The organism is Sanguibacter suaedae (assembly GCF_016342785.1).
Classification (GTDB): domain Bacteria; phylum Actinomycetota; class Actinomycetes; order Actinomycetales; family Cellulomonadaceae; genus Sanguibacter; species Sanguibacter suaedae.
In genome coordinates, this window is sequence record NZ_JAEINH010000001.1 from 289,433 (window position 1) to 315,079 (window position 25,647).

General features: G+C 70.4%; 26 protein-coding genes. 12 read left to right on the plus strand and 14 right to left on the minus strand.

Annotated elements, in window-relative coordinates:
- Window positions 1–311: 311 nt before the first annotated feature.
- Complete coding sequence (locus tag JAV76_RS01425; RefSeq protein WP_198732227.1) at window positions 312–5,318, minus strand: RHS repeat-associated core domain-containing protein; 5,007 nt, start codon at window positions 5,316–5,318, stop codon at window positions 312–314.
- Window positions 5,319–5,791: 473 nt separating this feature from the next.
- The gene (locus JAV76_RS01430; RefSeq protein WP_307843944.1) at window positions 5,792–6,049 is read right to left on the minus strand and encodes a hypothetical protein; all 258 of its coding nucleotides are present in this window, start codon (window positions 6,047–6,049) and stop codon (window positions 5,792–5,794) included.
- Window positions 6,050–6,321: 272 nt separating this feature from the next.
- Here JAV76_RS01430 and JAV76_RS01435 point away from each other — a divergent pair, with 272 nt between their 5' ends.
- Entirely contained in the window at window positions 6,322–7,191 is an 870-nt protein-coding gene (locus tag JAV76_RS01435) for an AraC family transcriptional regulator (protein WP_198732229.1), read from the plus strand.
- A gap of 422 nt (window positions 7,192–7,613) precedes the next feature.
- Here the strand turns inward: JAV76_RS01435 and JAV76_RS01440 are convergent, their stop codons facing one another.
- Window positions 7,614–8,273 (minus strand): M15 family metallopeptidase, encoded by a 660-nt coding sequence (locus JAV76_RS01440; protein WP_198732230.1) that lies wholly within the window; start codon window positions 8,271–8,273, stop codon window positions 7,614–7,616.
- An 86-nt stretch (window positions 8,274–8,359) separates the two neighbouring features.
- On the opposite strand from JAV76_RS01440, the gene JAV76_RS01445 reads away from it, so the two are divergent.
- Entirely contained in the window at window positions 8,360–9,055 is a 696-nt protein-coding gene (locus tag JAV76_RS01445) for a response regulator transcription factor (RefSeq protein WP_198732231.1), read from the plus strand.
- Complete coding sequence (locus tag JAV76_RS01450; protein WP_198732232.1) at window positions 9,048–10,160, plus strand: sensor histidine kinase; 1,113 nt, start codon at window positions 9,048–9,050, stop codon at window positions 10,158–10,160. The genes JAV76_RS01445 and JAV76_RS01450 overlap by 8 nt, the downstream gene beginning before the upstream one ends.
- Before the next feature lie 55 nt (window positions 10,161–10,215).
- On the opposite strand, the gene JAV76_RS01455 is transcribed toward JAV76_RS01450, so the two are convergent.
- From JAV76_RS01455 to JAV76_RS01480, 6 genes are all read right to left on the minus strand, one after another.
- The gene (locus tag JAV76_RS01455) at window positions 10,216–10,605 is read right to left on the minus strand and encodes a DUF6188 family protein (protein ID WP_198732233.1); all 390 of its coding nucleotides are present in this window, start codon (window positions 10,603–10,605) and stop codon (window positions 10,216–10,218) included.
- 2 nt (window positions 10,606–10,607) lie between these two features.
- Window positions 10,608–10,922, minus strand: a complete 315-nt coding sequence (locus JAV76_RS01460) for a hypothetical protein (protein WP_198732234.1) — start codon at window positions 10,920–10,922, stop codon at window positions 10,608–10,610.
- A gap of 4 nt (window positions 10,923–10,926) precedes the next feature.
- A complete protein-coding gene (locus JAV76_RS01465; protein ID WP_198732235.1) occupies window positions 10,927–11,997 on the minus strand; it encodes a methyl-accepting chemotaxis protein in 1,071 nt (356 codons plus the stop codon).
- Window positions 11,998–12,086: 89 nt separating this feature from the next.
- A complete protein-coding gene (locus tag JAV76_RS01470; protein ID WP_230401688.1) occupies window positions 12,087–13,547 on the minus strand; it encodes a TrkH family potassium uptake protein in 1,461 nt (486 codons plus the stop codon).
- Window positions 13,548–13,692: 145 nt separating this feature from the next.
- Window positions 13,693–14,403, minus strand: a complete 711-nt coding sequence (locus JAV76_RS01475) for a response regulator (RefSeq protein ID WP_198732236.1) — start codon at window positions 14,401–14,403, stop codon at window positions 13,693–13,695.
- Complete coding sequence (locus JAV76_RS01480; RefSeq protein ID WP_198732237.1) at window positions 14,400–15,893, minus strand: sensor histidine kinase; 1,494 nt, start codon at window positions 15,891–15,893, stop codon at window positions 14,400–14,402. Before JAV76_RS01480 ends, JAV76_RS01475 begins: the two co-directional genes overlap by 4 nt.
- A gap of 179 nt (window positions 15,894–16,072) precedes the next feature.
- On the opposite strand from JAV76_RS01480, the gene JAV76_RS01485 reads away from it, so the two are divergent.
- The 4 genes from JAV76_RS01485 to JAV76_RS01500 all read left to right on the plus strand — a co-directional run bounded on the left by JAV76_RS01485 (window position 16,073) and on the right by JAV76_RS01500 (window position 19,540).
- Window positions 16,073–16,675, plus strand: a complete 603-nt coding sequence (locus JAV76_RS01485; protein WP_198732238.1) for a SigE family RNA polymerase sigma factor — start codon at window positions 16,073–16,075, stop codon at window positions 16,673–16,675.
- Window positions 16,672–17,295, plus strand: a complete 624-nt coding sequence (locus JAV76_RS01490) for a hypothetical protein (RefSeq protein WP_198732239.1) — start codon at window positions 16,672–16,674, stop codon at window positions 17,293–17,295. The genes JAV76_RS01485 and JAV76_RS01490 overlap by 4 nt, the downstream gene beginning before the upstream one ends.
- A 78-nt stretch (window positions 17,296–17,373) precedes the next feature.
- Window positions 17,374–18,219, plus strand: coding sequence for a SigE family RNA polymerase sigma factor (locus tag JAV76_RS01495; RefSeq protein WP_198732240.1), 846 nt, complete (start codon window positions 17,374–17,376; stop codon window positions 18,217–18,219).
- A 112-nt stretch (window positions 18,220–18,331) separates the two neighbouring features.
- Window positions 18,332–19,540 (plus strand): cobalamin-independent methionine synthase II family protein, encoded by a 1,209-nt coding sequence (locus tag JAV76_RS01500; RefSeq protein WP_198732241.1) that lies wholly within the window; start codon window positions 18,332–18,334, stop codon window positions 19,538–19,540.
- Window positions 19,541–19,558: 18 nt separating this feature from the next.
- Here JAV76_RS01500 and JAV76_RS01505 read toward each other — a convergent pair whose 3' ends face one another.
- Window positions 19,559–20,368: an alpha/beta fold hydrolase gene (locus JAV76_RS01505; protein ID WP_198732242.1), complete on the minus strand. Its 810-nt coding sequence runs from the start codon at window positions 20,366–20,368 to the stop codon at window positions 19,559–19,561.
- A gap of 111 nt (window positions 20,369–20,479) precedes the next feature.
- On the opposite strand from JAV76_RS01505, the gene JAV76_RS01510 reads away from it, so the two are divergent.
- Both JAV76_RS01510 and JAV76_RS01515 read left to right on the plus strand, forming a co-directional pair.
- The gene (locus JAV76_RS01510; RefSeq protein WP_198732243.1) at window positions 20,480–20,794 is read left to right on the plus strand and encodes a type II toxin-antitoxin system TacA family antitoxin; all 315 of its coding nucleotides are present in this window, start codon (window positions 20,480–20,482) and stop codon (window positions 20,792–20,794) included.
- Entirely contained in the window at window positions 20,791–21,300 is a 510-nt protein-coding gene (locus tag JAV76_RS01515; RefSeq protein WP_198732244.1) for a GNAT family N-acetyltransferase, read from the plus strand. Before JAV76_RS01510 ends, JAV76_RS01515 begins: the two co-directional genes overlap by 4 nt.
- A gap of 14 nt (window positions 21,301–21,314) precedes the next feature.
- Here the strand turns inward: JAV76_RS01515 and JAV76_RS01520 are convergent, their stop codons facing one another.
- Entirely contained in the window at window positions 21,315–22,085 is a 771-nt protein-coding gene (locus JAV76_RS01520; RefSeq protein WP_230401689.1) for a DUF4184 family protein, read from the minus strand.
- Between the two features lie 182 nt (window positions 22,086–22,267).
- Between JAV76_RS01520 and JAV76_RS01525 the strand changes: the two genes are divergently transcribed.
- Entirely contained in the window at window positions 22,268–22,909 is a 642-nt protein-coding gene (locus tag JAV76_RS01525; RefSeq protein WP_198732245.1) for a maleylpyruvate isomerase family mycothiol-dependent enzyme, read from the plus strand.
- Window positions 22,910–22,941: 32 nt separating this feature from the next.
- Complete coding sequence (locus JAV76_RS01530) at window positions 22,942–23,454, plus strand: GNAT family N-acetyltransferase (protein WP_198732246.1); 513 nt, start codon at window positions 22,942–22,944, stop codon at window positions 23,452–23,454.
- 47 nt (window positions 23,455–23,501) lie between these two features.
- Here JAV76_RS01530 and JAV76_RS01535 read toward each other — a convergent pair whose 3' ends face one another.
- The 3 genes from JAV76_RS01535 to JAV76_RS01545 all read right to left on the minus strand — a co-directional run bounded on the left by JAV76_RS01535 (window position 23,502) and on the right by JAV76_RS01545 (window position 24,957).
- Window positions 23,502–24,101, minus strand: coding sequence for a Clp protease N-terminal domain-containing protein (locus JAV76_RS01535; protein WP_198732247.1), 600 nt, complete (start codon window positions 24,099–24,101; stop codon window positions 23,502–23,504).
- On the minus strand, window positions 24,088–24,330 hold the full coding sequence (locus JAV76_RS01540; protein ID WP_198732248.1) for a helix-turn-helix domain-containing protein: 243 nt from the start codon (window positions 24,328–24,330) through the stop codon (window positions 24,088–24,090). The genes JAV76_RS01535 and JAV76_RS01540 overlap by 14 nt, the downstream gene beginning before the upstream one ends.
- 72 nt (window positions 24,331–24,402) lie before the next feature.
- Window positions 24,403–24,957 (minus strand): P-loop NTPase family protein, encoded by a 555-nt coding sequence (locus JAV76_RS01545; RefSeq protein ID WP_198732249.1) that lies wholly within the window; start codon window positions 24,955–24,957, stop codon window positions 24,403–24,405.
- A 111-nt stretch (window positions 24,958–25,068) separates the two neighbouring features.
- On the opposite strand from JAV76_RS01545, the gene JAV76_RS01550 reads away from it, so the two are divergent.
- Window positions 25,069–25,431 carry a hypothetical protein gene (locus JAV76_RS01550; RefSeq protein WP_230401690.1) on the plus strand — a complete coding sequence of 121 codons (363 nt, stop codon included), beginning with the start codon at window positions 25,069–25,071 and terminating at the stop codon, window positions 25,429–25,431.
- Window positions 25,432–25,647 lie beyond the last annotated feature (216 nt).

Here is a 25,647-nt window from a genome sequence, read left to right on the forward strand (position 1 = left end):
CACCACCCGAGACACGCCGATTCGTCTCGATGTGGTTGCGCGAGATGAGACCCTCTCGACCTCCTGCCCCCGCGCGCAGACACACCACAGCAGACCTGCTCCACCTACCACCGTCAAGATCAAGCGTTCCGCTCCAGGGCCGCTGACTGCGGTCGCCACGAGACCGCAGAGGGCAAGTGCTGGGCCAGCTCGCCACAGCCTTCGGAAAGCGAGCCTCTGTCGATCGGTTGAGACCAGCGGAAAGAGCGCCATCAGATTGACGCATGTACCTGCGATGAGCAACAGTGCGCTAATCGTCAACTGACCTTCGGTCATGAGCAGTAGGCCACCTTTCCAGCGTCATAAGCGAGGCTAACGCTGTTTCCCCCGAACCAGGCGTATTGCCTGAGAAGCTGGCTCCCTGCTAGGCGGCGAGCTTGCCACGCTGTCTGTTGAAGCATGGACGCAACACCCGCGCCAGCCGCAGAGACTGCCGTGACTCCTACCTTCTCGATGCACGCTCCGGCACTGCCGCCATCGAGACACTCCTGCGCCGCAGCCACGGAGCTAGCACCGACGCTCGTCCAGGTCAGCACGGTCGATGCGCCAAGCAGGAACGGAGCAGCGGTCCCGCCAGATGCCACCGTCACGCCGACCAGACCTGCGCCGAGCGCCAGCGTTCCAGCAACGTTGCCGACGGTTGACCACTCGTCTTTGGTCCATTTAAGCGGGTTCCAGCTCCAGAGGCCGAGGGGGTCGACGTACTGGAGTGGGTTGCCGTCGGTGTAGCCGTAGGGGTTGTTGGTGGTGGTCTCGAGGGGGTCGCGGGTGAGGAACTGTGCGGTGGTGGGGTCGTAGTAGCGGGCACGCAGGTAGATGTACCCGGTGGGGTCGGTGTACTCCCCGGCGTACCCGAACCTGGTGATCGCCGACACCGGCTCGGTCGTCACGGCCAGAGGTTGGCCATAAACGTCGTAGTCGGCGTTGGAGGTGACTGCGCCGGTGGTGTCGGTGGTGGTGCGGATCGAGCCGAGGACGTCGCCGTGCAGGTAGTCAACGCCGGACCCGGTGAGGTCGTACTGGGCCAAAGGTGTGCTGCTGGCGCCGTACAGATAGGAGTGAGTGTTGTCGGTGAGGAGCTGAGGCACCGCGGCCAGGGCGTTCCACGTGTACTGCTCGGTGGCGCTCTCGGTGCCGGTCGTGGTGGTCGCCGAGGCGCGCAGACCGGTCGCGTCGTAGGTGTACGCGGTTGTTGTTCCGTCCGGGCCGGTGATGGTGGTGAGCTGGTTGGCCTGGTCGTAGGTGTGGGCGATCGTCCCGGCGGCGTCCCCGGTGTCGGTGACGGTGGTGGCGCGGTTCCCGCGGGCGTCGTACGTGAAGGTCGACGTGACCGCCGGGGCCGTGTCGGTCGCGGGGGTGGTGGAGGTGGTGAGCTGGCGTGCGGCGTCGTAGGTCAGGGTCTGCCCGGCGCCGAGAGTGGTCACAGACCCGGCGGCGTCGAACGTGAACGTCGACGGCTGATCGCCGCTGACCTGCGCGACGCGCCCGAGGGCGTCCCACGTGTAGGTCGAGGTGGTCGTGGCCACGGCCGGCGGTGCGCGGGACTGGGTCGAGCGTGTGGTGGTCTGGTCGGCGAGCTGACCGGCATCGGTGTAGCCGTAGGCGAGGGCGAGGAGGTCCTCACCGGCCGAGGCGCTCGTGAGCACACCGAGGGTCTGACCGTTGGCGTCGTGGTCCATGGAGGTGACCACACCGTTGGGGTAGGTGACCTCGGTGGTGGACCCGTCGGCGTCGTAGGCGAAGGTGTAGGTCTGGTCGAGCCAGTCCTTCACGCTGGTCAGCTGCCCGGCTGCGTCGTAGGTGCGGTGCACGGTCTGCCCGGTGGGGTAGGTCAGTGCGGTGAGCTGGTTGACCTCGTCCCACCCGTACCCGACCGTGGTCCCGTCGCGGTCGACCTGCAGGACACGCCCGAGCGCGTCGTAGGTGTAGGCAGTGGTGCCCGCGGCGTCGGTGGTCGAGGTGGGGCGCCCAGCGAGGTCGTAGGTCATCGACACGTCCGGTGTGGCGTCGGAGTAGTCGGTGCCGGTGCGCCGCCCCGCCGCGTCATAGGTGTAGGTGGTGACAGCGCCGTCGGCCTGGGTCACGGTGGTCAGCAGACCCGCGACGTCGTACCCGTACGTGGTCACGCGACCTGCGGTGTCCGTGTACGACGCGCGCCGCCCCGCCTCGTCATAGGTCGTGGTCGAGCGGGCACCTGAGCCGTCGACGTACGCGATGACCTGCCCGGCGGCGTTGTTCTCCCACCTGACCGTGCTGCCGTCACCGCGCAGCACGCTCACCGGCCGACCGGCCTTGTCGTACGTGCTGGTCGCTGCCCGACCGTCGGCATCAGTCACCGTCACCGGCCGACCAGCCTTGTCATACGTGGTGGTCGTGACCTTCCCCAACGCGTCGGTGACGGTCAACAACTGATCAGCCGCGTCGTAGGTGTAGGTCGTGCGCGCACCCGACGGGCTCACCGTCGCGGTAACTCGGTCACCCGCGTCGTACTCCATCGACGTCACCCGACCCAACGCGTCAGTGACCGACGTTGTGCGCCCCAGGGCGTCGTACTCGCTCGAGGTCACCGACCCCGCCGCATCAGTGACCGTCAGGACACGGCCGGCCCCGTCATACGTCATGGTCGTTCGCCCACCCGCGGCGTCGACCACCGCGGTCAGCTGTCCGTGCAGGTCGTACTCGCTGGTCGTGGTCGCAGCCGACGCGTCGGTGACCGACGTCGGACGCCCCTCGGCGTCGTAGACCGAAGCCACCAGCGCGCCCAACGCGTCTGTTCCCGTCAGCTGGCGTCCGAGAGCGTCGTAGGAGAACGTCGAGGTGTAGTCCCCAGGCTGCGCGCCGGCAGTCGTACCGCGCGGGTCGGTCGTCGAGATGAGGTTGCCCAACGAGTCGTACTGGGTCAGGACCACAGACCCGTCCGGGCCAGTGATCGAGGCTGTGAACCCCGTGCTGTCGTAGGTGAACGCGGTCACCCGACCGAGCGGATCCGTCGACGTGGCGACCGTGCCATCAGCATTGAGCGTGAAGGTGGTCGTTGCACCGTCGGGCGCGGTGGACGAGACCAGGTTCCCTCGGTCGTCGTACGCCATCGTCCGGGACTCACCGGCCGCGTTGGTCATCGAGGTCATGTTGTTGAGCTCGTCGTACGTCGCCGTCGACACCCGACCCAACGGGTCGGTCACGCTCGTGCGGTTCCCGCGGGCGTCATAGGTGAACCGTGTGAGCCGGCCCAGGGCGTCGGTAGTGGACTCGACCTGGTTCGTCTCACCGAAGGTGAAGAACGTGGTGGCCTCGATCGGTGTCCCGGCGGCCTTGGTCTCGGAGAGCACCTGTCCGTCGATGAACCGTTCGATCGTCACTGAACCCGCAGGGTCAGTGATCGTCGTCTGATCCGACTCGTAGGCGAACGTCATAGTCCTGCCCAGTGCGTCAGTCTGGGCGGTGACCCGGCTCGCGGTGTCATAGACGTTCGTGGTCACCCCGCCACCGGGCTTGGTCAACGACACCACCCGGTGTGCCGAGTCATACGCGTAGGCAAGGGTCGATCCGTCGGGCAGCGTCACACCCGTGAGATCTCCAGCCGACGAGTACGCGTAGGACACGGTCCGCCCCGTGTGGTCCACGACCGCCGTGATGTGCGAACCGGCCCAGATGACATCCAGGGACGACCCGCGGTCGTCGGTCACACGGGTGAGGTTCGCCCCGGTGTAGGTCAATGTCACCGTGTTGCCGTTAAGGTCTTGAAGGGCACCAAGGCGCCCGTCAGCATCGAAGACGAACACCTGACGCCCCTGGCGGGTCATCACGAACGTGCCATCGGCCCGTTGCTCCAAGGTTGCCTGAACCTGAACCGGGGCCGCGAAGCGCCCATCGCCGGTGCGCGTGAACGCCACGACGCTGCCGTTCTCCTGGCGCACCTGAACCTGCCCAGCGTCCTGCAACGTCCCTGTCACCCCGACGGGAACCGACATCAGCATGTCGAAGTTCGTCGTCCACCCCCACCCCAGCGGACCATCGACTCGATTCCGAGAAGTGGCGAAACTGCGCTGGAACGCCAGTGCGGGCGAACCGCTTCCCACACTCAGATCGGTGCTGGTCTCCCAGAACTCACCCGTCACCGAGTTCACCGGGTCTCCATGACACCGCGCGCTGCAAGGCACCGACGGGTTCGACCCACCTGCGGTCGCGCCCGCCCACGTCGGACCGTTGCCTGACGTGCTCAACCGGCCACTGATCGCGCGAACGTCGTTGGTGGGGATGGAAGTGGAGGGCCTGTCTTGTGCGACATAGGCGGTGAAGGTGCGGGTGCCGTTGTTGGCCACGCTGATGTCGGCCGTGAGGGTGGTGTTATCGGCAGACCCACACGCGGTGTTAGCGCAAGCGCTGACCAGCTTGCCCTCGTTGTCGTAGATCGACAGGTAGTACGGGGAGCGTAGCTCCGCGCTGGCCGTCGCCGTGACCACCATCTGGTTAGTCGAAGTGCCCGCCGCCTTCGTCAGCTGGACCGAGCCGTTCCACCCCAGGTTTCGAACCTTGACGGTGTTGGAGATCGCGCGGACGTCGTTGGTGGGGATGGAAGTGGAGGGCCTGTCTTGTGCGACATAGGCGGTAAAGGTGCGGGTGCCGTTGTTGGCCACACTGATGCTGGCCGTGAGGGCGGTGTTATCGGCAGACCCACACGCGGTGTTAGCGCAAGCGCTGACCAGCTTGCCCTCGTTGTCGTAGATCGACAGGTAGTACGGGGAGCGTAGCTCCGCGCTGGCCGTCGCCGTGACCACCGCCCAGGTGTCGTGAACATCAACCTGCGTGCGCGAAACAGCCAACTGAGCAGTCCCCGACCAACCTGTGTTGTGGGTGCTGACGGTGTTGGAGATCGCGCGGACGTCGTTGGTGGGGATGGAAGTGGAGGGCCTGTCTTGTGCGACATAGGCGGTAAAGGTGCGGGTGCCGTTGTTGGCCACACTGATGCTGGCCGTGAGGGCGGTGTTATCGGCAGACCCACACGCGGTGTTAGCGCAAGCGCTGACCAGCTTGCCCTCGTTGTCGTAGATCGACAGGTAGTACGGGGAGCGTAGCTCCGCGCTGGCCGTCGCCGTGACCACCGCCCAGGTGTCGTGAACATCAACCTGCGTGCGCGAAACAGCCAAGTCGACAGTCCCTGACCACGGCTCGGCCGCGACTGCAGGCGGGGAAGGCACCGCGATAAGCACGATCCCAGCGAGCACCGCCGCTGTGATCGCGGCGACGAGCCGCCGGAACTGCCCGGAGGGCTTGCGCAATCTCTCAGCGTCCCTGGTCATACCAGCACGATTCGGCCGACCTGTATCAAACGACATGAACTCTCCCCCTGGACACCGCTCTCACACTCTTACCTCGACCGGATCGACACCAGGAGGTGAAACCTTGAGCCTCTACTGAAAAACGGTCGATCGGCATGAGAGACGAGCAGTAGCGCTCCAGGACAACCCGCCACGACACGTCGTCTACCCCATGGGTTGCGAGGCGTGTCGTCGCACAGCCACGTTGATGAGGAGCCTCCGCACAGGTTCCACCTCGGGGCCACCGCGACGCGGTGCCCGGCCGCGCCGAGCACGCGCGCGAGGTCGTGGGCGTCGGCCGGCTCGCCCTTGGCGTCGATCATCACCACGGGCCACCCGCCACCACTGCCTGGCCAGGATCCGGCCCTGACCCACGGACCGCGCGATCTCGAACAGCCCTTCTGCAAGCCAACGACGCAGACCGCCAAGTGCTCCTAAGCGTCTAACGCTTCCATCACGTCCTCGGGGGGCGGGGTCAACCACATCAGGGTCACCCCGCCCTTCGGCACATGGTCGAAGCGCGCCGCCAGGGAGAACCCACCGGCCTCGTCGCCGCGGGCCTCCGCCCACGCGCGTGCTTCCTGCGTGGAGCACTCGTCGACGTCGAAGGTCGCCACCCGCCGCCCTGGATACACCACCGCGACCCTGTAACCATCAGCGTTCATCTCGTGCTCACAGGTGCGCTCATCCACCTGGGTAACTCTCATCTCCGGAGCGTAACCCTGCCCATCTGGGGACAGATCACATCACCCGTGCTCTCGCCTTCCATGAAGCCGCTTGTCGAGAACGTCCATCTCGATGATAAGAAGGCGCGGACCGCTGAGATGCGTCGAGCCAGTCGCAGTCCTTGCTGCTGGACGTGGTGGGTGGTGTGCGCTGGATTCGGGGACTGATCGCAACGGGCTTCGATGATCGGGTCCCCCGAATGCACCAGACGGCAGAGTTGCGGGTGGAAGGGAGCACCGTGATCACCTGGCTCAACCGGCTCGTCGACGTCGTCGAGGAGCATCTCGCCGACGACCTCGACGTCGCCTGCCTCGCCGCCACGCTCGGCACCACCGAGCACCACCTGCGTCGCATGTTCTCCGCGCTGGCCGGGATGCCGCTGTCGGAGTACGTGCGCCGTCGTCGCATGACGGTCGCCGCGGCGGACGTCGTGACAGGAACCGGGGACCTGCTGGGCATGGCCGTCCGCTACGGCTACACCTCGGCCGAGGCCTTCGGAAGAGCGTTTCAGTCGGTCCACGGAGTCACCCCGGGCCGAGCACGTCGCGACGGTGGTCCCCTCCTCACCCAGCCACGCCTCAGGTTCCGCCTGACCGTCGAAGGAGCAACACCCATGAACGTCCGAATCACCTCACGACCTGCCTTCCGGCTGGCGGGGCACGCCACCCGTGTTCCGCTCATCCACCGCGGAGTCAACCCCGCCATACAGGAGCACGTGACGTCCCTGGCTCCAGAGGAGCACCTGCGGCTCAAGGCCATGGGCGACACCGAGCCGCACGGACTCCTCGCGGTCACCACCGACATCGACCCGGACCGCACGGAAGACACCGAGCTGACGTACCTGCACGGCGTGGCCGTCACCGACGCCGTGCCACCCCCGGACGACCTCGACGTCATCGACGTGCCGGCCGGCTCGTGGGCCGTCTTCCGGGCGGCGGGTCCTTACCCGCAGACGCTCCAGGAGGTGTGGTCAGCCACTGCCACCGAGTGGTTCCCCTCGAACCCGTGGAGGCTTCGAGCGGGCCCAGAGATGGTCTCCGTGATCGACCGCACCGACGACTTCAGTGTCGCAACGGTCGAGCTCTGGCTGCCCGTCGAGGGCAGCTGACCCGGCTCTCGGTCCCGCGCCGGCCTGACCTGCTCCACGAGGTGCGGTCGACGCCACGACACGCGCCGAGGAGTTCGTTACGCTTCCCTGAAAGCCGAATTGCGCCCAAGGGGCACTAGATCGGTACTCGCTCCGGTTCGAGCCAACCGAGCACGTTATGGCTCGCGAGGGTGCGAAACTCAACGTCGAGGAGGACACCCACCGATGATCGACCTCGGATACCAGAGCGCACTCTACGACTACGCTTTTCTCGCAACAGTCACCACGTTGGCCACCGTCGCCGTCGTGTTCCTTCGACGAAGAACTCGCTCTAGGCGTCAATCCGGCTCCGACGCTGAATAGGACTCACGACTCCTCTCTTCCCTGAAGGGATCGACCACCACCGCGAACGCCGTCGGTCGCAGAGCTGCGGGCCGCAGCGATCACTGCCCCGCCCGCGGGTCCTGGGACGGGTCGTCGTACATCTCCGGGCACCCTTGCTCGGGTGCGTCAGGACGCAGCTCGAAGTGCCAGATCTCGTTGGCGTACACCTGGCAGAGGCCGTACTGGGCGCCGCGCCGGCTGAGGAGCTCGGCGGTCGGGTAGGGGCCGATGTCGACGGCGTCGCCCGTCACGTGGGCGGAGCCCTCGGGCGAGGCGACCAGGCGGGACGCCTCCTCCGCGGATCCCGTGGTGCGCAGGGCGTCGTCCTGCAACCACTGCTGGTACTCCGGGGACCGCCACCCGCTGGTGATGTGCAGGGGCCGCCCGTCGGCCTCCATGGCGGTCGCCGCCTCCCGGACGGCAGCGAGCAGGTCGGGGTCGAGGCGCGCGATCGCGGGGACGGTGTCGTCGAACGGGGAGACCGCCTCACCGCCGGGGACCCGCCCGTCGGCGGCCGTCGGCTCGGTCGACGTCACGAGCCGCACCCCACCCCCCGAGGGAGCGGCGAACAGCTCTCGGGCCGCACCGGCCCCCAGGGCGACCAGAACGGCGAGGACGACGACGGCGGCGGCCACCCGTCGGCGCCGCGGACGGCGCGGGACGCGCCGGGGACCGGTCGTCGGTTCGTGGACTGGGGCGGTGACACCGGGTGCGCTCATGGGTCGAGCGAACCCACCCGGCTGTTGCCACGGTGTACGGGCTTTCGCATACGCCCGCGATATGGGGCCGCGCGTAGGGTCGCCGTATGCGTGTGCTGATCGTCGAGGACGAACCGGATCTCGCCGCGGCCGTCCGGGACGGGTTGCGGCTCGAGGCGATCGCCGCCGACGTCGCCCTGGACGGTCACAAGGCCCTGGAGCTGCTGGCCGTCAACACGTACGCCGTGGCGGTCCTCGACCGCGACGTGCCGGGGCCGTCCGGGGACGACGTCGCACGGTCGATCGTCGCCTCCGGGTCCGCGACGCCCATCCTCATGCTCACCGCCGCGGACCGCCTGGACGACAAGGCCAGCGGTTTCGAGCTGGGGGCCGACGACTACCTCACCAAACCGTTCGTCATGCGCGAGCTCGTCCTGCGGGTGCGGGCCCTCGCCCGACGCACCCCCGCGCGGACCCCGCCGGTGCTGGAGCTGGTCGGGCTCCGCGTCGACCCGTTCCGGCGGGAGGTGTTCCGCGACGGCCGGTACGTCGCGGTGACGCGCAAGCAGTTCGCCGTCCTCGAGGTCCTCATGGCCGCCCGCGGAGGCGTGGTGAGCGCCGAGCAGCTCCTCGCGCAGGCGTGGGACGACAATGCCGACCCGTTCACCAACGCCGTGCGCATCACCATCTCGTCGTTGCGCCGGCGCCTCGGTGAGCCATGGGTCATCGACACCGTCCCCGGCGTCGGGTACCGCATCGGTGCGGGCAGCCCCGCCCAGGCCACGGGGGACGACGATGCGTAGGCGGGGTCTCTCGGCCCGCCTACGCCTGACCCTCAGCTATGCGGCGCTCGTGGTCGTCGTCGGCGCGATCCTCCTGGCCGTCGTGTTCGTCTTCCTCCTGCGGTATGTGCCGGAGGGCAACATCGTCGTCCTCCAGCCCGGCAGCGGGAGCGCGATCGCGCCCGACCGGAACGACCTCCTGGCCGCGTTCGTGCCCGCCGCGACCCTAGCGTGCGCGGCGCTCTTCGCGCTGGGGATGCTCGGGGGGTGGTTCCTCGCCGGGCGGGTGCTGCGCCCCCTCACCGAGATCAGCGACGCCGCCCGACGCGCCGCGTCGGGGTCGCTGAGCCACCGGATCGGGTCGACGGGACCGCACGACGAGTTCCGCGACGTCGCGGACACGTTCGACGCGATGCTCACCCGCATCGAACGCAACGTCGCGGGGTACCGGCGCTTCGCGGCGGACGCCTCCCACGAGCTGCGCACCCCGCTCGCCACCACCCGGGCCATTCTCGACGTCGCGGCCGCCGACCCCGACGTCGACACCGGCACGCTGGTGGCGCGACTGAGCGCCGCGAACGACCGTGCGGTCGCCGTCACCGAGGCGCTGCTCCTCATCGCCCGGACCGACGCCGCCCCGCCCGAGCGCACGACCGTGGACCTCGCGCTCGTCCTCGAGGACGCCGTCGAGACGTTCGCCGGTCTCGCCGAGTCGCGCGGCACCGCCCTGCACCTCGGCGCGCAGCCCGCCTGGGTGAGCGGCAACGAACCGCTGCTCCTGCACCTCGCCGCGAACCTCGTGCAGAACGCCGTGGTCCACAACACCGGCGCGGGCGGGTGGGTCCGGGCGAGCACCGACGCGACCGGCGCACACGCCACCCTGACCGTCGAGAACACGGGCAGGCGGCTCACACCCGAGGACGTCGCACTCCTCACGGAGCCGTTCCGGCGCGGAGAGGGCCGCACCAGGTCGGCCGACCACGCCGGGGCTGGCCTGGGCCTGGCCATCGCGACGTCCATCGTCGACGCCCTCGGCGGCACCCTCACCCTCGTCCCCCGCGCCGACGGCGGCCTCGTGGCGACCGCCAGGTTCCCTGCGGTCCCCGCCCCGACTACCGACGACTGAGACATGACCATCTCACTCGCTCAGGCACGGAGGGACGCACCGTCGTGCAACGCCGTCAGAGGGTCCTACCAGCCCAGCGGGCGAGGTCACCTCCGGGCGTGCACACGACGAGCTCGCCGGTCTGCGACGTGAACGTCCAGGCTTCGTGCTGCGAGTGCGGTGGGCATTCCATGCGGTCCCCGCGTGCAAAGAGGAGCGACAGGACACCCTGGGGGCCGACTGCCGCGTGGACGACACGCTGGTGCAGCAGCCCCGTCACGACGGACCAGTGCTCCTCGGGCTCCTCCGGGTCGATCTCGACCGGCCGGTCCGAACCGGCGGGCACGACCGTGAACGGCGTCTCGACCCGCAGCCCGTCACCGTCGCCGAACTCGACGAAGACCGAGAAGTCGTGCGACAACCGGCTCACCTGCTGTCCCACGAGCCCGTCCGGATACTCCGCCACGGTCACGCGTCGCCGCGTTCCAGCTGCGCTGCGGCCGCTGCGAGCACGTACGACCACCATCGCAGCGAGGTTCCCAGGATCTCTGCCGGCATGCCTTCCCAGGTCTCCGTGGTGCGCTCGAGCATCGACAGGGTCTCCGAGACCTGTCCGATCGTGACCTCCGGGCTCTCGAGCGGATCACCGAGGCGTGGGTCGTGGATGGCCCAGAAGAAGTCGAACGGAAGGTCGAGCGTCGGCCCGTGCTCAGCCACGCGATGCTCGATCAGCCGGCCGATCATCTCGCGCATCTCGTCCAGGTCGACGGTGACGTGGTCCACGGGATCAGCGGGTGACGAACCCGCGGAGCTGTTCGGCCTTGGCGGTGACGAACGCGGCGGCGTCGCGGACCTCCTGCGCGGCCTGGGCGGAGGCGCTGGCCGCCCCGGAGACGGCGCCGATGCTCGCGTTCATCTCGTTGCTCGTGGCGGTCTGCTCCTCGACGGCGCTCGCGACGGTGCCCTGCTGGGCCTCGATCTCGCGGATGAGGCGCACGATGTCCGCGATGGCCTCGGTGGCGTCGTCGCTGTCCGTCTGGATCTGGTCGATGGACGCGGTGATGTCGGCGGTCGCGGTCGCGGTGCGGCCGGCGAGCTCCTTGACCTCACCGGCGACGACCGCGAATCCCTTGCCCGACGCCCCGGCGCGTGCGGCCTCGATGGTGGCGTTGAGGGCGAGGAGGTTGGTCTGGGCGGCGATGCCGGAGATGAGCTTGCTGACGTCGCCGATCTTCGCGGACGACTCCGCGAGCTTGGTGAGGCGCTCACGGGCCTGCTCGGCGGCGGCGACGGCCGTGGCGGTGTTGTCGGCGGCCGCCCCGGCGGTCGCGGCGATCTCGCGGATGCTCGCGGACATCTGCTCGGTGCCCGCGGCGCTCGTCTCGGCCAGCTGGGACACCTGCGCGGCGCCCTGCACCAGGCGGTCGCCCAGCTCGGAGAACGTGCTGGCGGCGGTGCCGAGCTCGGACGCGACCCCGTCGGCCACCTGCGTGTTCTCACGCTCGGCGGTGATGTTCCGCCACGTGGCGACGAACCCCTCGGTGCCCATGCGGTTCACGGTGACCTCGAGGAACGCCGTCTGCCCGCGGTGCCCGGCCTCACGGACGGTCGTCACGGGGAAGTGCTTCTCCTGCACCACGATCTGCCCCAGCTGCTTGCGGAGCTGCGTGAAGACCTCCATGCCGTGCGACGCGACGATCTCCTTGGCGCGCGCCACGGACTCGGGGCTGCTGTACAGCTCGGTGCCGCGGGTGTCGAGGACGATGATCGGCACCGGGAAGGCGTCGAGCACCTGGTCGACGGAGAACTGGGCGAGCTCGGGCACCTGCGTGCGGGGGCCCTTGCTGAACAGTGCCATCAGTGGTGCTTCCTTCGGCTGGACGGACGTTTCTGCCTGCTCATCGGCAGGTCCGGGTCCGTCATGAGCGCCGGGGCGGGCGAAACGCGTCAGCCGACGATGGGCGCGCTCTCCGGGTGGCGGAAGAGGCGTTGCTTGTCGCGCAGCGCGAGGGCGGTGCCGAGGGCGACGGGCCCGAGACGCCCGGCGAACATGAGGAGCACCAGGAGGATCTGGTGCCAGTCGGCGAGGTCCGCCGTGATGCCCGTGGACAGGCCGACGGTGGCGAACGCGGACACCACCTCGTAGAGGACCTGGTCGAGGCTGAACTGCGACGTGGACGTGATGACGATGGTCGGCACGATGACGGCGGCGACGCTGAGCAGCGCCACGGACAGCGCCTGGCGTTGTGCGGCGGGGGCGATGCGCCGGTCGAAGAAGACGGCGTCGGGGTCGCCGCGCAGCTCGGCCCAGATGACGACGAGGAGCACCGCGAACGTCGTCACCTTGATGCCGCCGGCGGTGCCCCCGCTGCCACCACCGATGAACATGAGGACGTCGCTGCCCAGCCAGGTGCCGTTGTTCATGCCGGCGGTGTCGACGCTGTTGAACCCGGCGGTGCGGGTCATGGCGCCCTGGAAGAACCCGGCGAGGAGCTTGCCGCGCACGTCGAGCGGGCCGAGGGTGGCGGGGTTGCTCCACTCGGCGACGGTGACGAACGCCCCTCCCCCGACGAGGAGGACCCCGGTCATGAGCATCGTGATCTTCGTGTGCAGGCTCCACGCCCGCGGCGTCCACCCGGTGCGCCGCAGCTCGAGGATGACGGGGAACCCGATGCCGCCGACCACGACGGCGGCGACGATGGTCAGGCTGATCCACGGGTCGGTGACGAACCCCATGAGACCGTCGGAGTAGAGCGCGAACCCGGCGTTGTTGAACGCGGACACCGAGTGGAACACCCCGAGCCAGGTGGCCCTCCCGAGGGGTTCGCCGTAGGTGACCATGTATCGCCCGGTGAGGACCACGGCGGCCGCCCCCTCCGCGACGGCCGTGATGATGCCGATGGCGAGGAGCACGCGGCGCACGTCGCCCAGCCCGACGCTGCGGGTCGCGGACGCCGTGACGAGGCGGGTGCGCAGGCCCATGCGGCGGGAGATGAGGAGCCCGAGGAGCGACGCGAGGGTCATGATCCCGAACCCGCCCACCTGGATGAGCAGGAGGATGACCACCTGCCCGAACCCGCTCCAGTGCGTCGCGGTGTCCACGACCACGAGGCCCGTGACGCACACCGCGGACGTGGCCGTGAACAGGGCCTCGACGACCGTGGCCCCGCGGCCCGCGCTCGACACGGGCAGGAGCAGCAGGAGGGTGCCGATGCCGATGGCCGCGGCGAACCCGAGGGCCACGAGCTTCCCGGGCCGACGGCGGAACGCACCTGCGGCGCGGTCCTTGGTGGGCCGGGGCGTGCCGTCGGGCCGCATCTGCGGCTGGTGGGTCCTGCGGGGCGGACGGGTGAGCGTCACCGTCGCCGTACGCACGGCGTGGTCGAGGACGGGCCTGAGATCCTGCATGGTGCGTCGAGCTCCACGAGACGCGTCGGTCCGCGGATGGGCCGGCTGCAACACGGCCACGCTAAGCCCGGCCGATCCCCCTGGACCCCGGATTCCCGCTCCTGGAGGCCGATCTTGACGAATCCTTAACGGCGCACGTAGGGCGTCACCGGACGCTCCGGGCATCCCCGGCAGGCCCGGGCTCGAACACGTACCCGCGGCCCGGCTGGGTGATGAGGTGCACCGGGTGGGCGGGGTCGGCCTCGAGCTTGCGGCGCAGCTGGGCGGCGTACACGCGCAGGTAGTTGGACTCCGTCCGGTACGCCGGCCCCCACACCTCGTGGAGCAGCTGCGGCCCGGCGACCAGGCGCCCACGGTTGCGCACGAGGACCTCGAGCATCGCCCACTCCGTGGGCGTCAGCCGCACCTCCGCACCGTCGCGGAACACCCGCTTGCCACCGAGGTCCACGCGCAGGTCGCCCGCGTCCACGACCGTCGCGTCCTGGCCCGGCGCCGCCCGCCGCACCGCGACGCGCAGGCGCGCGGCGAGCTCGTCCATCCCGAAGGGCTTGGTCACGTAGTCGTCCGCGCCCCGGTCCAGGGCGTCGACCTTGTCCTCCCCCAGCTGCCGTGCGGAGAGGACCACCACCGGGGCGGGCGTCCGCGAGCGCAGGAGCCCGATGACCTCGAGGCCGTCCATGTCGGGCAGCCCGAGGTCGAGGACGACGACGTCGGGTCGGGTGGTCTCGGCGAGGTGCAGGGCCGTGGCGCCGTCGGCGGCGGTGGTGACGTCCCAGCCGCGGGCCTTGAGGTTGATCTGGAGGGCGCGGGCGATGTGCGGGTCGTCGTCGACGACGAGGACGCGGTGCCCGGTCATGAGGCCCCGCCCGTGGGGTGAGAGGGGGTTGCGCCGGTGGTATCGGCGCGGGGGACGACGACGACCATGGTGAGGCCACCGCCGGGGGTCTGCTCGACGCGGACGCGGGCGTCGACGGCGTCGGTGAGGCCTCGGACGACGGCGAGCCCGAGGCCCATCCCGGCGTACCCGCCTGCGCCGCCGGCGTCGAGGCGTTCGAAGGCACGGAACATGCGTTCGTGGTCGCGGGGGTCGACGCCTGGGCCGTCGTCGACGACCCGCACCTCGAGGGTGTCCTCGACGGCGCGGGCGACCACCTGGGCGGGGCGGCCGGACGGTGCGTGGCGGACGGCGTTGGTGGCGAGGTTCTCGACGACGCGCTCGAGGAGCCCGGGGTCGGTGCGGGCGAGGGGCAGGGACTCTGGGAGGTCGAGGACGACGTCGAGGCCGTCGAGGGCGACGGGGAGGATCTCGTCGAGGCTCACGGCCCGCAGCGTGGGGCGCACGGCGCCGGTCTGCAGGCGGGACAGGTCGAGGAGGTTGTCGACGAGGCGCTCCAGGCGCCCTGTGGACGACTCGATGGTCTCCACGAGCCACGCCCGGTCGGCGTCGTCGAGGGGGGTGGGACCGGCGAGGCCGTCGACGGCCGCCCGGATGGCCGCGAGCGGGGTCCGCAGGTCGTGGGACGCCGCGGTGAGGATCGCGGTCCGCACGGCGTTGCCCTGCTCGAGCTCCCGGGCGCGGCCGGCCCGCTCACGGAGGCGCTCGCGGTCGAGGACGAGGACCACCTGGGCGGCGAAGGCCTCGAGGACGCGCACGTCGCCGGGGCTGGGGCGGGTGCCGGGGAGGGCGACGCGGACGCGGCCGGTGTCGACGACGGGGTCGGACCCGTCGGGCGCGGTCCCCGGGGTTCCGCTCGTCGGGGCGACCGGGTCGGGGGCGGGGTGGACGGCGACGACGGACCACCCGTCCCCGGCGGCCGCGTCGGGCACCCGCTCGGAGAGCACGGCTGCGGGTGCGGAGAAGCGGCGGGCGATCTCGTCGACGACGCCCTGCGCGGAGTCCTTCCCGGTGAGGACCGCGCGGGACAGGTCGGCGAGGAGCGTCGCCTCGTCACGGGCTTCCCGGGCCTGGACGGACCGGCGCTCGGCGAGGTCCACGACGGACGCGACCGCGAGCGCCACGAGGACGAACACGACGAGCGCGAGGGCGTCCTCGGGGTCGGCGACCGTGAGGCGGCGGACGGGTTCGGTGAAGTAGAAGTTCAGGAGCGACGACGCGAGGAGCGCGCACACGAGCGACGGGACGAGCCCCCCGACGAGGGCCGCGACGACCACGAGCGTGAAGAAGAACATGAGGTCGCTGGCGAGTCCGAGGACGTCTCGCTCGAGGAGGAGCACCCACGTGAGGAGGGGCGGGCCGGCGACGGCGAGCGTCCACCCCACCGTGGCGCGCAGCGCCCCGAGGCGCGCCGGTGGGCGGACCAGGGACCACACGTCCGGCACTCCCACGGGTCCCTCCTCCACTCTCGACGGTCCTGGTCAACGGTACGGCTCACCACCCGTGGGGCGTCGCCGGGCCGCGCCGGGCGTCCACGGAACGCCCTCGTCGCGCCGGGCCTCGTCGCGCCATGATGCAACCGTTCGCGCGCCCGGACGCGTCTGGGGGGTACGAACGGATGGAGGACCTGATGAGATCGGACGACGGGTTCCGAGCATGGGCGGCGGACAACCGCCGGCTGCTCGTCCGCACCGCGACCCTGCTCACCGCCGGCGACCAGCACACCGCCGAGGACGTCGTGCAGACGACCCTGACCAAGATGTACCTCGCGTGGCCGCGGCTGCGCGGGGTGGAGAACCGCAGCGCCTACGCCAGACGCGTCCTGGTGAACGCGTTCACCGACGAGATGCGGTCCACGCGCCGCGCCCGGGAGGACCTGCGGTCCCAGCTCCCCGAGCGGGCCGCAGGGCCCGGGACGGCCGGGCACGGTCCCGTCTCGGAGGACACGTGGCTGCTGTACTCGGCGCTCGCGGACCTCCCCGAACGGATGCGGGCGACCGTGGTGCTGCGCTACTTCCACGACCTCAGCGTCGCGGAGACCGCCCGCGCCCTGCGCTGCACGCAGGGCACCGTGAAGAGCCAGACGGCTCGGGCCCTGGACAAGCTCAAGGTCCGCCTCGGTCCCGTGCTGCGGACGGACGACCGCGCCGACGACCACCCGGTGATGCCCGCCGTGGGCACCACCACCCTCCTCACCACCCCCACCCCTACGCACGCCGGGAGCCTGTCATGAGCGATCTCACCACCCTGATGAACCGAGCAGCCGCGGACGTCGACGGCGCCCCCACCCCTACGACGCTCGACGGCGACGTCCAGCGTGGACGGCAGGCCCGACGCCGCCGTCGCGGCGTGGTCGGCACCGGTGTGGGCGGGGCACTGGCGGCCGTGGTCGCGGTGGGCGTGTCCGTGGGGTCGACGGTGGGTCCGGCCGCGGCGGTGGACCTCGTCGCCTACACGGACGCGCAGCCGGCGGGCTTCACCATCGAGGAGGTCCCGGACGGGTGGCACGTGCTGTCCTCCGACGCGGGGAACCTCGTGCTGGCCGACGCCGACGACACGGGGACGGACCCGAACCTCTTCGAGGGTCGGATCGTCGCGAGCCTCGTGGGCGAGGAGTCCCTGCCGTCGTCCCTCACCCCGCAGACCTTCGTGGTGGACGGTGCGGAGACGCTCGTCTACGACCTCCTGGGCGCCGACCACGAGCCGTCCGGGACTCTCGGGGTCTTCGTGGAGGACGACGGCGGTTACCTGTCGGTGCAGCTCCCCGCGGAGCTCCGCTGGGACGCGGAGGTCGCCGCGAGGTTCGCCGGGGGCCTCGACGTCACGGACGCCGCGGAACCGTCCTTCGGCTGATCCCAGGATTGGTCGTCGTCGGCACTCAACGAAACGGCCTCGGCACGCGTTTGAGTGTATGGAGGGATGGAGGACCCGATGACGACGGACGACGAGTTCCGGGCATGGACGGCGCAGAACCGGCGCCGGTTGGTGCGTACGGCGGCGCTGCTCACGGGCGGCGAGCCGGAGACCGCGGAGACGGTGGTGCAGGCGACGCTCACGCGGACGTACCTGGCGTGGCCGAGGCTGCGCAGCCCGGAGAAGCGTCAGGCGTTCGCCCGTCGCGCCCTCGTGGGCGCGGCCACGGCCGAGATGCGGTCCGCGCAGCACACGCCGCACCCGGACCCCGCGGTCCCCGGTGGTGTCCCCACGGAGGAGGTCCTCGACGAGGACGTCCTCCGTGGGCGTCACGCCCGTCGGCGCCGCCGGGGCGTGGTGGGCACGAGGGCGGTCGGTGTCCTCGCGGTGGCCGTCGCGGTGGGCCTGTCCGTGGAGTCCACGGTGGGACCCGCCGCGGCGGTCGACCTCGTCGACTACACCGCGGAACAACCCGCAGGGTTCGCGATCGCCCAGGTGCCGGACGGGTGGCGGGTGCTGTCCTCCGACGCGGGCAGCCTCACCCTGGCCGACGCCGACGCCGACGGGTCCGGGCCCGGTGCCGGGGCCTCTGCGGGGCGGATCGTCGCGAGCCTCGTGGGTGCCGGGGCGCTGCCCGCGTCGAGCACGCCGCGGACGTTCACCGTCGACGGGGAGACGACGCTCGTCTACGAGACATCCGGGACGGGGGCGGGGGAGACGCTCGACGTGTACGTGCCCGCCGACGACGGCATGTACCTGTCGGTCCGGTTGCCGCCCGAGCTCGAGTGGGACGGCGCGGTCGCCGCCCGGTTCGCCGCAGGCCTCGACGTCACGGGTTCACCCGTCCAGGACTCGGGCAGCTGAGATCACCGGAAGATCCGCCGTGTGAGGATCGGCACGTTCGCAGCGCGCCGTGCGAGGCCTCGCGCCCGGCCGTCGGGCACGCCTGCGACCCCCACACGCGAGAGGACCTCTGATGCTCACGAGCACGGACCGTATCCAGACCACCCACGCCGGTTCCCTGCCGCGCACCCCCGAGCTCATCGCCGCCAACGAGGCGCGCGAGTCCGGTGAGGGCGAGCAGGACCACGGCCGGCTGCTCACCGCTGCCGTCGTCGACCTGGTGCAGCGTCAGAAGGACCTGGGCATCACCGTCCCGGGCGACGGCGAGTACGGGAAGTCCATGACGTCGGCCGTGGACTACGGGGCGTGGTGGTCGTACTCGTTCCAGCGGACCGCGGGCCTCGAGCTCGACACGGAGATGAAGTGGGTCACCGAGGCCCGTGACTCCACGCCCGGGAACGTGCGCATCACCGGGTTCGGGCACCGCCGCGACCAGCAGCTGTTCGCCGACGCGTACACGGACCCCACGAGCGGGATCTTCGCGGGCGACGGCCCCAAGCCGTTCCCCAAGTGCACCGGCCCCCTCGCCTACACGGGGCACGACGCCATCGCGTCCGACGTCGCGAACCTGCGCGCCGCGCTCGACGCCGCGGGACTCACCGACGGGTTCGTCACGTCGCTCGCGCCGGGCAGCGCGTCACGCATCGCGAACGAGCACTACGCGACGGACGAGGAGCACCTCTACGCGTGGGCGGACGTCATGCGCGAGGAGTACACGGCCATCATCGACGCAGGGCTCCTGCTGCAGGTGGACGACCCCTCGATCGCGGAGAGCTGGGACCAGATCAACCCCGAGCCCACCGTCGAGGACTACGTGCGGTTCACCGAGGTCCGCGTCGAGGCCCTCAACCACGCCCTGCGCGGCCTGCCCGAGGACCGCATCCGGTTCCACCTGTGCTGGGGCTCCTGGCACGGCCCGCACACCACGGACCTGCCCATGAAGGACATCGTCCGCACCATGCTCAAGGTGAACGCCGGGGCGTACTCGTTCGAGGCCGCGAACGTCCGCCACGAGCACGAGTACCGCGTGTGGGACGACGTGGCGCTCCCCGACGGCAAGGTCATCCTGCCCGGCGTCGTCGGGCACGCCACCAACGTGGTCGAGCACCCGGAGCTCGTCGCCGAACGCATCGAGCGCTTCGCGACCCGCGTGGGCAGGGAGAACGTCCTCGCGTCGACGGACTGCGGACTCGGTGGGCGCGTCCACCCGCAGATCGCCGTCGCCAAGCTCGACGCGCTCGTCCAGGGCGCGGACCTCGCCACGCAGCGCCTCTGGCGCTGAGACCGGTGCAGCCCGGGCTCAGGTCCGGGCGGATCGCCCGGACCTGGGTGCCTGCGGCTGGGACGCCTGCTCGAGGAACGCGTCGACGACCCCGTGATAGCGGTCCGGCTGGTCACGGCGGACGCAGTGCCCTGCGTCCGGGACGGTGACGAGCCGGACCTTGTCGTTGCGCAACGCCTCCGGTCCCGGTGCCATGACGGACCCCTCGGGGACGACCACGAGCGTCGGGACCTCCAACCGGTCGAACAGCTCACCCCAGCCCTGGTCGCCCAGCCACAACCCGCGGCGGACGTACTCACGGTCGACCAGGGGTTTGCACGCCGCCCACGCGGCGACCTCCGCGCGGGACCAGCCCGTTTCCGAGGCCCACCGCTCGAGGCGTCGCGTCTGATCCTGGTCGTGAATCTCAGCAGTCATGGAGTCGAGGAACGCCTCGGTGGCCGCTACGAATGCCGGGTCGGGAGCGTCGCCGGAGGGTTCGGCAGGGTCCTCGAGGACGAGTCCCCTGACGCGGTCCGGCCTGGCAAGCGCGGTGCGCAGCGCGAGCAGACCGCCCAGCGAGTGCCCGACGAGCGCGACCGGCCCCGGAAGGCTGTCGACCAGCGCGACCACGTCGGCGACGAGCACCTCGGTGGCAGACTCCAGCTCGTCGTCCCTGAACCGGGGGGACCGTCCGTGCCCGCGCAGGTCGGGGGCGTGGATGTCCCACCCGTCGCACCACCGTCCCACGAGGTCCGGCCACGCCGTGCCTGCCTCCGTCAGGCCGTGCACCAGCACCACGGTGGGAGCGTCGGGCGTGCCGTACCGGTGGATCGTCAACGGTTGCATGACGGTCAGACTAGGACGTTCCCGGCGCCAATGGTGGTCCGGCCTCCGCGACCACCATTGCGTCGCCCCTCTTGTTGTACGTACGATGCCCGTACATCCCTGGAGGTCATGATGGCAAGGCAAGCTACGGTCGCCCGCAGGACGAAGAGTCAACGGATCGAGGTCCGCGCGACGGAGCGCCAGGAAGCGGTGCTTCGCCAGGCTGCGTCGGCGTCTGACAAGACCATGACCGAGTTCATCCTGGCGACGGCCGTCGAGCAGGCTGAGCGCATCCTCGCCGAGCGTCGCTGGTTCACTGGCACCGCCGAGCAGTACGACACCTTCCTCATGCTGCTCGACGAGCCCCTCGAGTCGACCGAGAAGTTCGAGAAGCTGTGGTCCCGCCCGTCGCCGTTCGGCAAGCCCTTCACCCCGACGGATCGATGAGCGACGGAGTACTCGAGCCGCCACGTCGCCTGACGAAGAACGATGATCGAACCGCCTTCACCAGCGGCGCACCGGAGTTGGACGACTGGTTCCGCCGCTTCTCTCTCGAGAATCAGCAGGCCAACAACGCAGTCACCTATGTGACTGTGCGCGACGGTGTGGCACTCGGCTACTACGCCGTCGCGATGTCGGCCTACACGACGCTGGACCTGCCCGAGCGGATGCAGAAGAACCGCCCGAAGGAGATGCCCTGCATCCTGCTGGCACGCCTGGCAGTGGACACGACAGCGCAGGGCCAGGGAGTCGGCGCGGCACTCCTCAAGCATGCGATGGAGCGGGCAATCTCACTGAGCGAACAGGTGGGTGCAGCGGCTCTTCTCATCCATTGCCGTGACGACGCCGCACGCGACTTCTACCTTGCCAACGGGAACTTCGTCGCTTCCCCCGTGGAACCCATGCACCTCATGCTGCCGATGAAGGAGATCCGTCGCCGCCTCGGGCAGTGACGAGCACCAGTCGATCAGCGCTCGAGCCGCCTGTCCGGTCGGACGGCCCACCACAGGAACGACAGACCGACAGCCGCGGCGGCCGCGCCGAGGCCGGCGCCGATCGCCGTGCTGGAGAGGACGTGGGCGACCCCCGATTCCGCGTCGTGGAGCACCAGGGCCACCGCGACCGCGCCGACGACGGCAGCGCCCCCGAGGACGGCGGCCACTCGCACGAAGCGTGCGCGACGCCTCGGGTCGGACGACACGAGCCACTCCCCGCGGTGCCGCCAGGCGAAGGCGACGAGGACGACGAGGCCGAGGGCCGTGCTCAGGTGCTGGAGGAGACGAGCCCACGTGAGGGACCCGACGACGTCGGTGCGGAGCGCTGCGACGTTCTCCACGAACCACCCGTCGCTGTGCGTGAACGAGTCCCAGGCCACGTGGGTCAAGACACCGAGCGCGAGCGAGAGCACCACCCACACCACCCAGAGCAGCGTCGGAGCCTCCCTGGTGGCCTCGGAGGTGGCCGGGAGCGCCCAGCGCGCTGGGCGTACGCACGCCGCCAGCGCGATGTAGAGGACGAGCGCCAGCGGCATCGCGACGGTCACCGCCCCCGGCCACGCGTGCGTGGTGGTCGCGTTGAGGAACGGCTCCCACCACGCCTGGGCGCTCACCGGGATGCGCAGCGCCCGCAGGAAGTACGGCAGGTCAGGCGCCAACGCACCCGCCACGAGGGCGGTAGGCACGAGCGGGCCGCGCATCAGAGGAAGGACTGCGGCGGGGTGGACGAAGGTCAAGGGCATGAGGTCAACCTCGGGGGGCGGGAACCGGCGACTGGCTGAGGACGACGTCGGATCCGTGAGGCACGGCTGGTGGGTCGTCGGAGACGACCGTAGGTTCCCGCCCGGGCCTGCCACGTCCACCTGGAGGAGGATCGCCACTCGCAGGCATTCCCGCGGGGCCCCGCGTGAGCAAGGATGGCTCCGTGGACACCTTCGCGGAGATCGCCGACGAGCGTCGGGCGCTCGCCGACCTGCTGTCCGGGCTGACGGGAGACCAGCTAAGGGTGCAGAGCCTCTGCGAAGGATGGTCCGTGCGGGACGTCGCCGCGCACCTCGTGGTGCCCCTCGAGGTGGGCTTGCCAGGGTTCGCGGTTGCCATGCTGCTGAGCCGGGGCAACTTCGACGTGGCCAACCGGCGCCTGACCCGACGGCTCGCCCGTCGGCCGATCGAGGAGATCGTCGCCGTCCTGCGGAAGAAGGCCGACTCGCGGTTCACGCCTCCGGGTGGCGGCCCCGAGTCGCCGCTCACGGACCTCCTCGTGCACGGCCTGGACATCCGTCGGCCCCTAGGTCTCACGCGAGCGGTCCCCGAGGAGCGCATGCGCAAGGCGCTGACGTTCCTCACGACCACCCCGGCCCCGGGATTCGTCACCAAGGGCACCCTGGACGGGTTGCGGTTCGAGGCGGACGACGTCGGGTGGGCGCACGGCACCGGTCCCGTCGTCCGCGGCGACGCGGACACCCTCCTCCTTGCGATCACCGGCCGCACCGTCGCGCGCGGGGGCCTCACCGGTGACGGTGTGCCGACGCTGCGTGCCAGGCTCGAGCCGGGCGGGACCCGCTGAGATGCCGAACATCTCCTGTGGTTCGAGGTCCCGTGGTCGAGACTGACCGCCTCCGCCTGCGCCCCGTCGTCTCCGGGGACGCGGACGCGGTCTGGCGTATCCATTCCGACCCGCGCACAAACCAGCACAACCCCGCCGGCCCGATGACCGACAGCACCCAGGCGGTAGAGCTGGCGCGGTCGTGGGCTGCGAGCTGGGCCGAGGACGGCCACGGCTACTGGGCAGTCGAGGAACGCCGGGAGCCGGGCACCGTCATCGGCTTCGGAGGGCTCCGGTTGGTCGAGTGGCGTGGGCGACAGGTCTACAACCTCTACTACCGCTTAACTCCCGAGGCGTGGGGCCGGGGCATCGCGAGCGAGCTCGTGGGCGCCGCCGTCAACTGGTGGCGGGACAGCGGGGAGCAGTACCCGCTCGTGGCCTACACGACCGCCGACAACGTCGCCTCGCAGAGGACCGCCGCCCGAGGTGGCCTGACCCGGCGACCCGACCTCGACGAGGAGACGGCCGAGTACACGGACGTCGTCTTCGCGCTGGGTCTCGACTGAACCCTTGGCCGTCCGGACGACACGTTCGGACCCGTCCGGTGTGCGTCTCAGCGGGCGATGTTGGTCCGTTCGAAGAGCCGGTGGAAGAGCCGGGTGACGGGTCCGGCGGGTGTCTCGGTGGGCCACTCGGGGACGTGGGAACCCGCGGGCACGAGCGCGGAGAGGATGGCGGTGCGGACGGCGTCGGGGTCGATACCCATGGCGTGCAGCAGCCGCGGGGCGCGGGCGGAGGGTTCGAGGACCGCGAGCCACAGGACGGCGCTGGTGAGCTTCCGCTCCTTGGGGAGGGCACCCGTCTTGCGCAGGCGACCCCACTTCGCGGTCGCCCGGTTGAGGGCCGATTGCAGCTCCGGGGTGTGCTTGGTGCGCGGCGGCTTCCCGGTGGCCGCCGGTGAAACCGGGTCGGCGGTGGCGAGCCCGAGGCGCGCCAGGTGGGGCGCGTCGTCGAGCGAGCCCTGGACGGCGCTGCGGACGGCGGTCGTGGTGAGGTCGGGGAACGAGGGGACGACGCGCCTCGTGAGGTCGTCGTCGGCGGCGAGCAGACCGAGCAGGACGTGCTCGGAGCCGTAGTCGCGGGCCCCCAGGGCTGTGGCTTCGTCCTTGGTCGCGGTCATCACCGCGACGAACGAGTCGTCATACATCAGCATCGTTGCTCCATCTCCGAGATCCGCGTGGCCGGGTGTGCTTCTTGTGGACCGTCTGGCGCGTGACCTGGAGCTCCAGGGCGATGTCGGCCCACGACATCCCCTGCTCTCGTGCCCTGGCGACGTGGAGGTCCTCCAACCTGTCCGCCAGCCGGTGCAGCGCCAGGACGGTCCGCAGACCCTCTCGGGGGTCGGTCGTCGATGCCGCTGTCTCCACCTGCTCCAGATCCATGCGTGTCAGTCTGGTCTGACACTAGGCCGGTGTCAACCCAGTCTGACATCGAGGGTCCGTCGCGCTGATTGCCTAGGGGCGAGGCGCAGTCGGAGCGGCCGGTTCCCACGCGAGAACCAGGTCGCGCAGCTCTCCCGTCGGCACAGCGCTGTCGAGCCGGAGCACGGGTTGGTCGAGCGTCTCCAACCACGCCTCGTGCCCGGCGCGGCTGCGCCCCTCGAACGCGGGGTCGTCGTAGCCGCGAGCCCACTCGAGGAACGCCTCCCACGCCACCTCGTCGAACCCCGCACCTGCCCGACGCGAGGCCTCGCGCGCCTCAAGACGACGCATCCGCTCCTGCGGGTCGAGCGTCAGGAAGACCACGGCGTCGCACTCCGCGACGATCGGATCACCCCAGCCGGGCATCGACCCGGACAGCACCCACGCCTCCCGCGGGACGAACATGCTGCGCATGAGGGCCAGACGGTCGGCGACGGGCCGCTTCACGACGTACGGAGGATCTGTGGGGACCCAGAAGTAGTCATCCGTGTCGGCGTGCGGGACGGACCATGCGTCAGCGATCGCCCGAGCAAGGGTCGTCGTCCCGGACCCGCTGGCTCCCAGCACGTGGAGTCGGCACCGTCTCATAGCGCCATCCTCCCGCGCCGTGCGGACGACGCTCCAGACCGGGTGTGCGGCCGTCGCGGATGACTGCGGCCCCCGCGGGCATGTGGAAGGCTCTTCCTCATGTGCGGAGAGGTGCTCGGATCCCTGATCGGATCCCTGATCGGTTCCCGATGGCAACGGCGCCGTGCCGATCGTCGGGCGTTGGAGCAGCTGCGGGCGGTCGGGAAGCTGATGAAGGAGTGGAAACACGGCACCTGGACCATCGCGCCGGGGAGGTTGACCTTCTTCCGCACGGTCGTGCACGTGACGTACATCGAGGACGGCTACCGCGAACCATCGGGGCGCGAGTCATGGAGCGTGGCTCCGGACGCCCACATCGTCACCCTCACCTGCCCGTCCGGTACCGCGGAGTGGGCGTTGCTCCCGAACTGCCGCGAGGAGGCCGTCAGTCGGCTGCGGGGTCGAGTCGGATTGAACGGTCCGTCACACACCTGATCTCGACGAGTCACGCTCGGGCTCTCCGTCACCAAGATGTCGGCGACGCTCTTCTATCGAGCCCTTCCATCGAAGAGCGAGCATCGACACAACGCCACAAGCTATCGCTGGAATCGCAAAGTACGCCTCCCAATAGACGGCCGCTACCCCGACACTCCCACAGGGTCTTCGTTCGTCTCGGGTCAGTCCGCCTGGCTTGGCATGAATCTAGGGCCG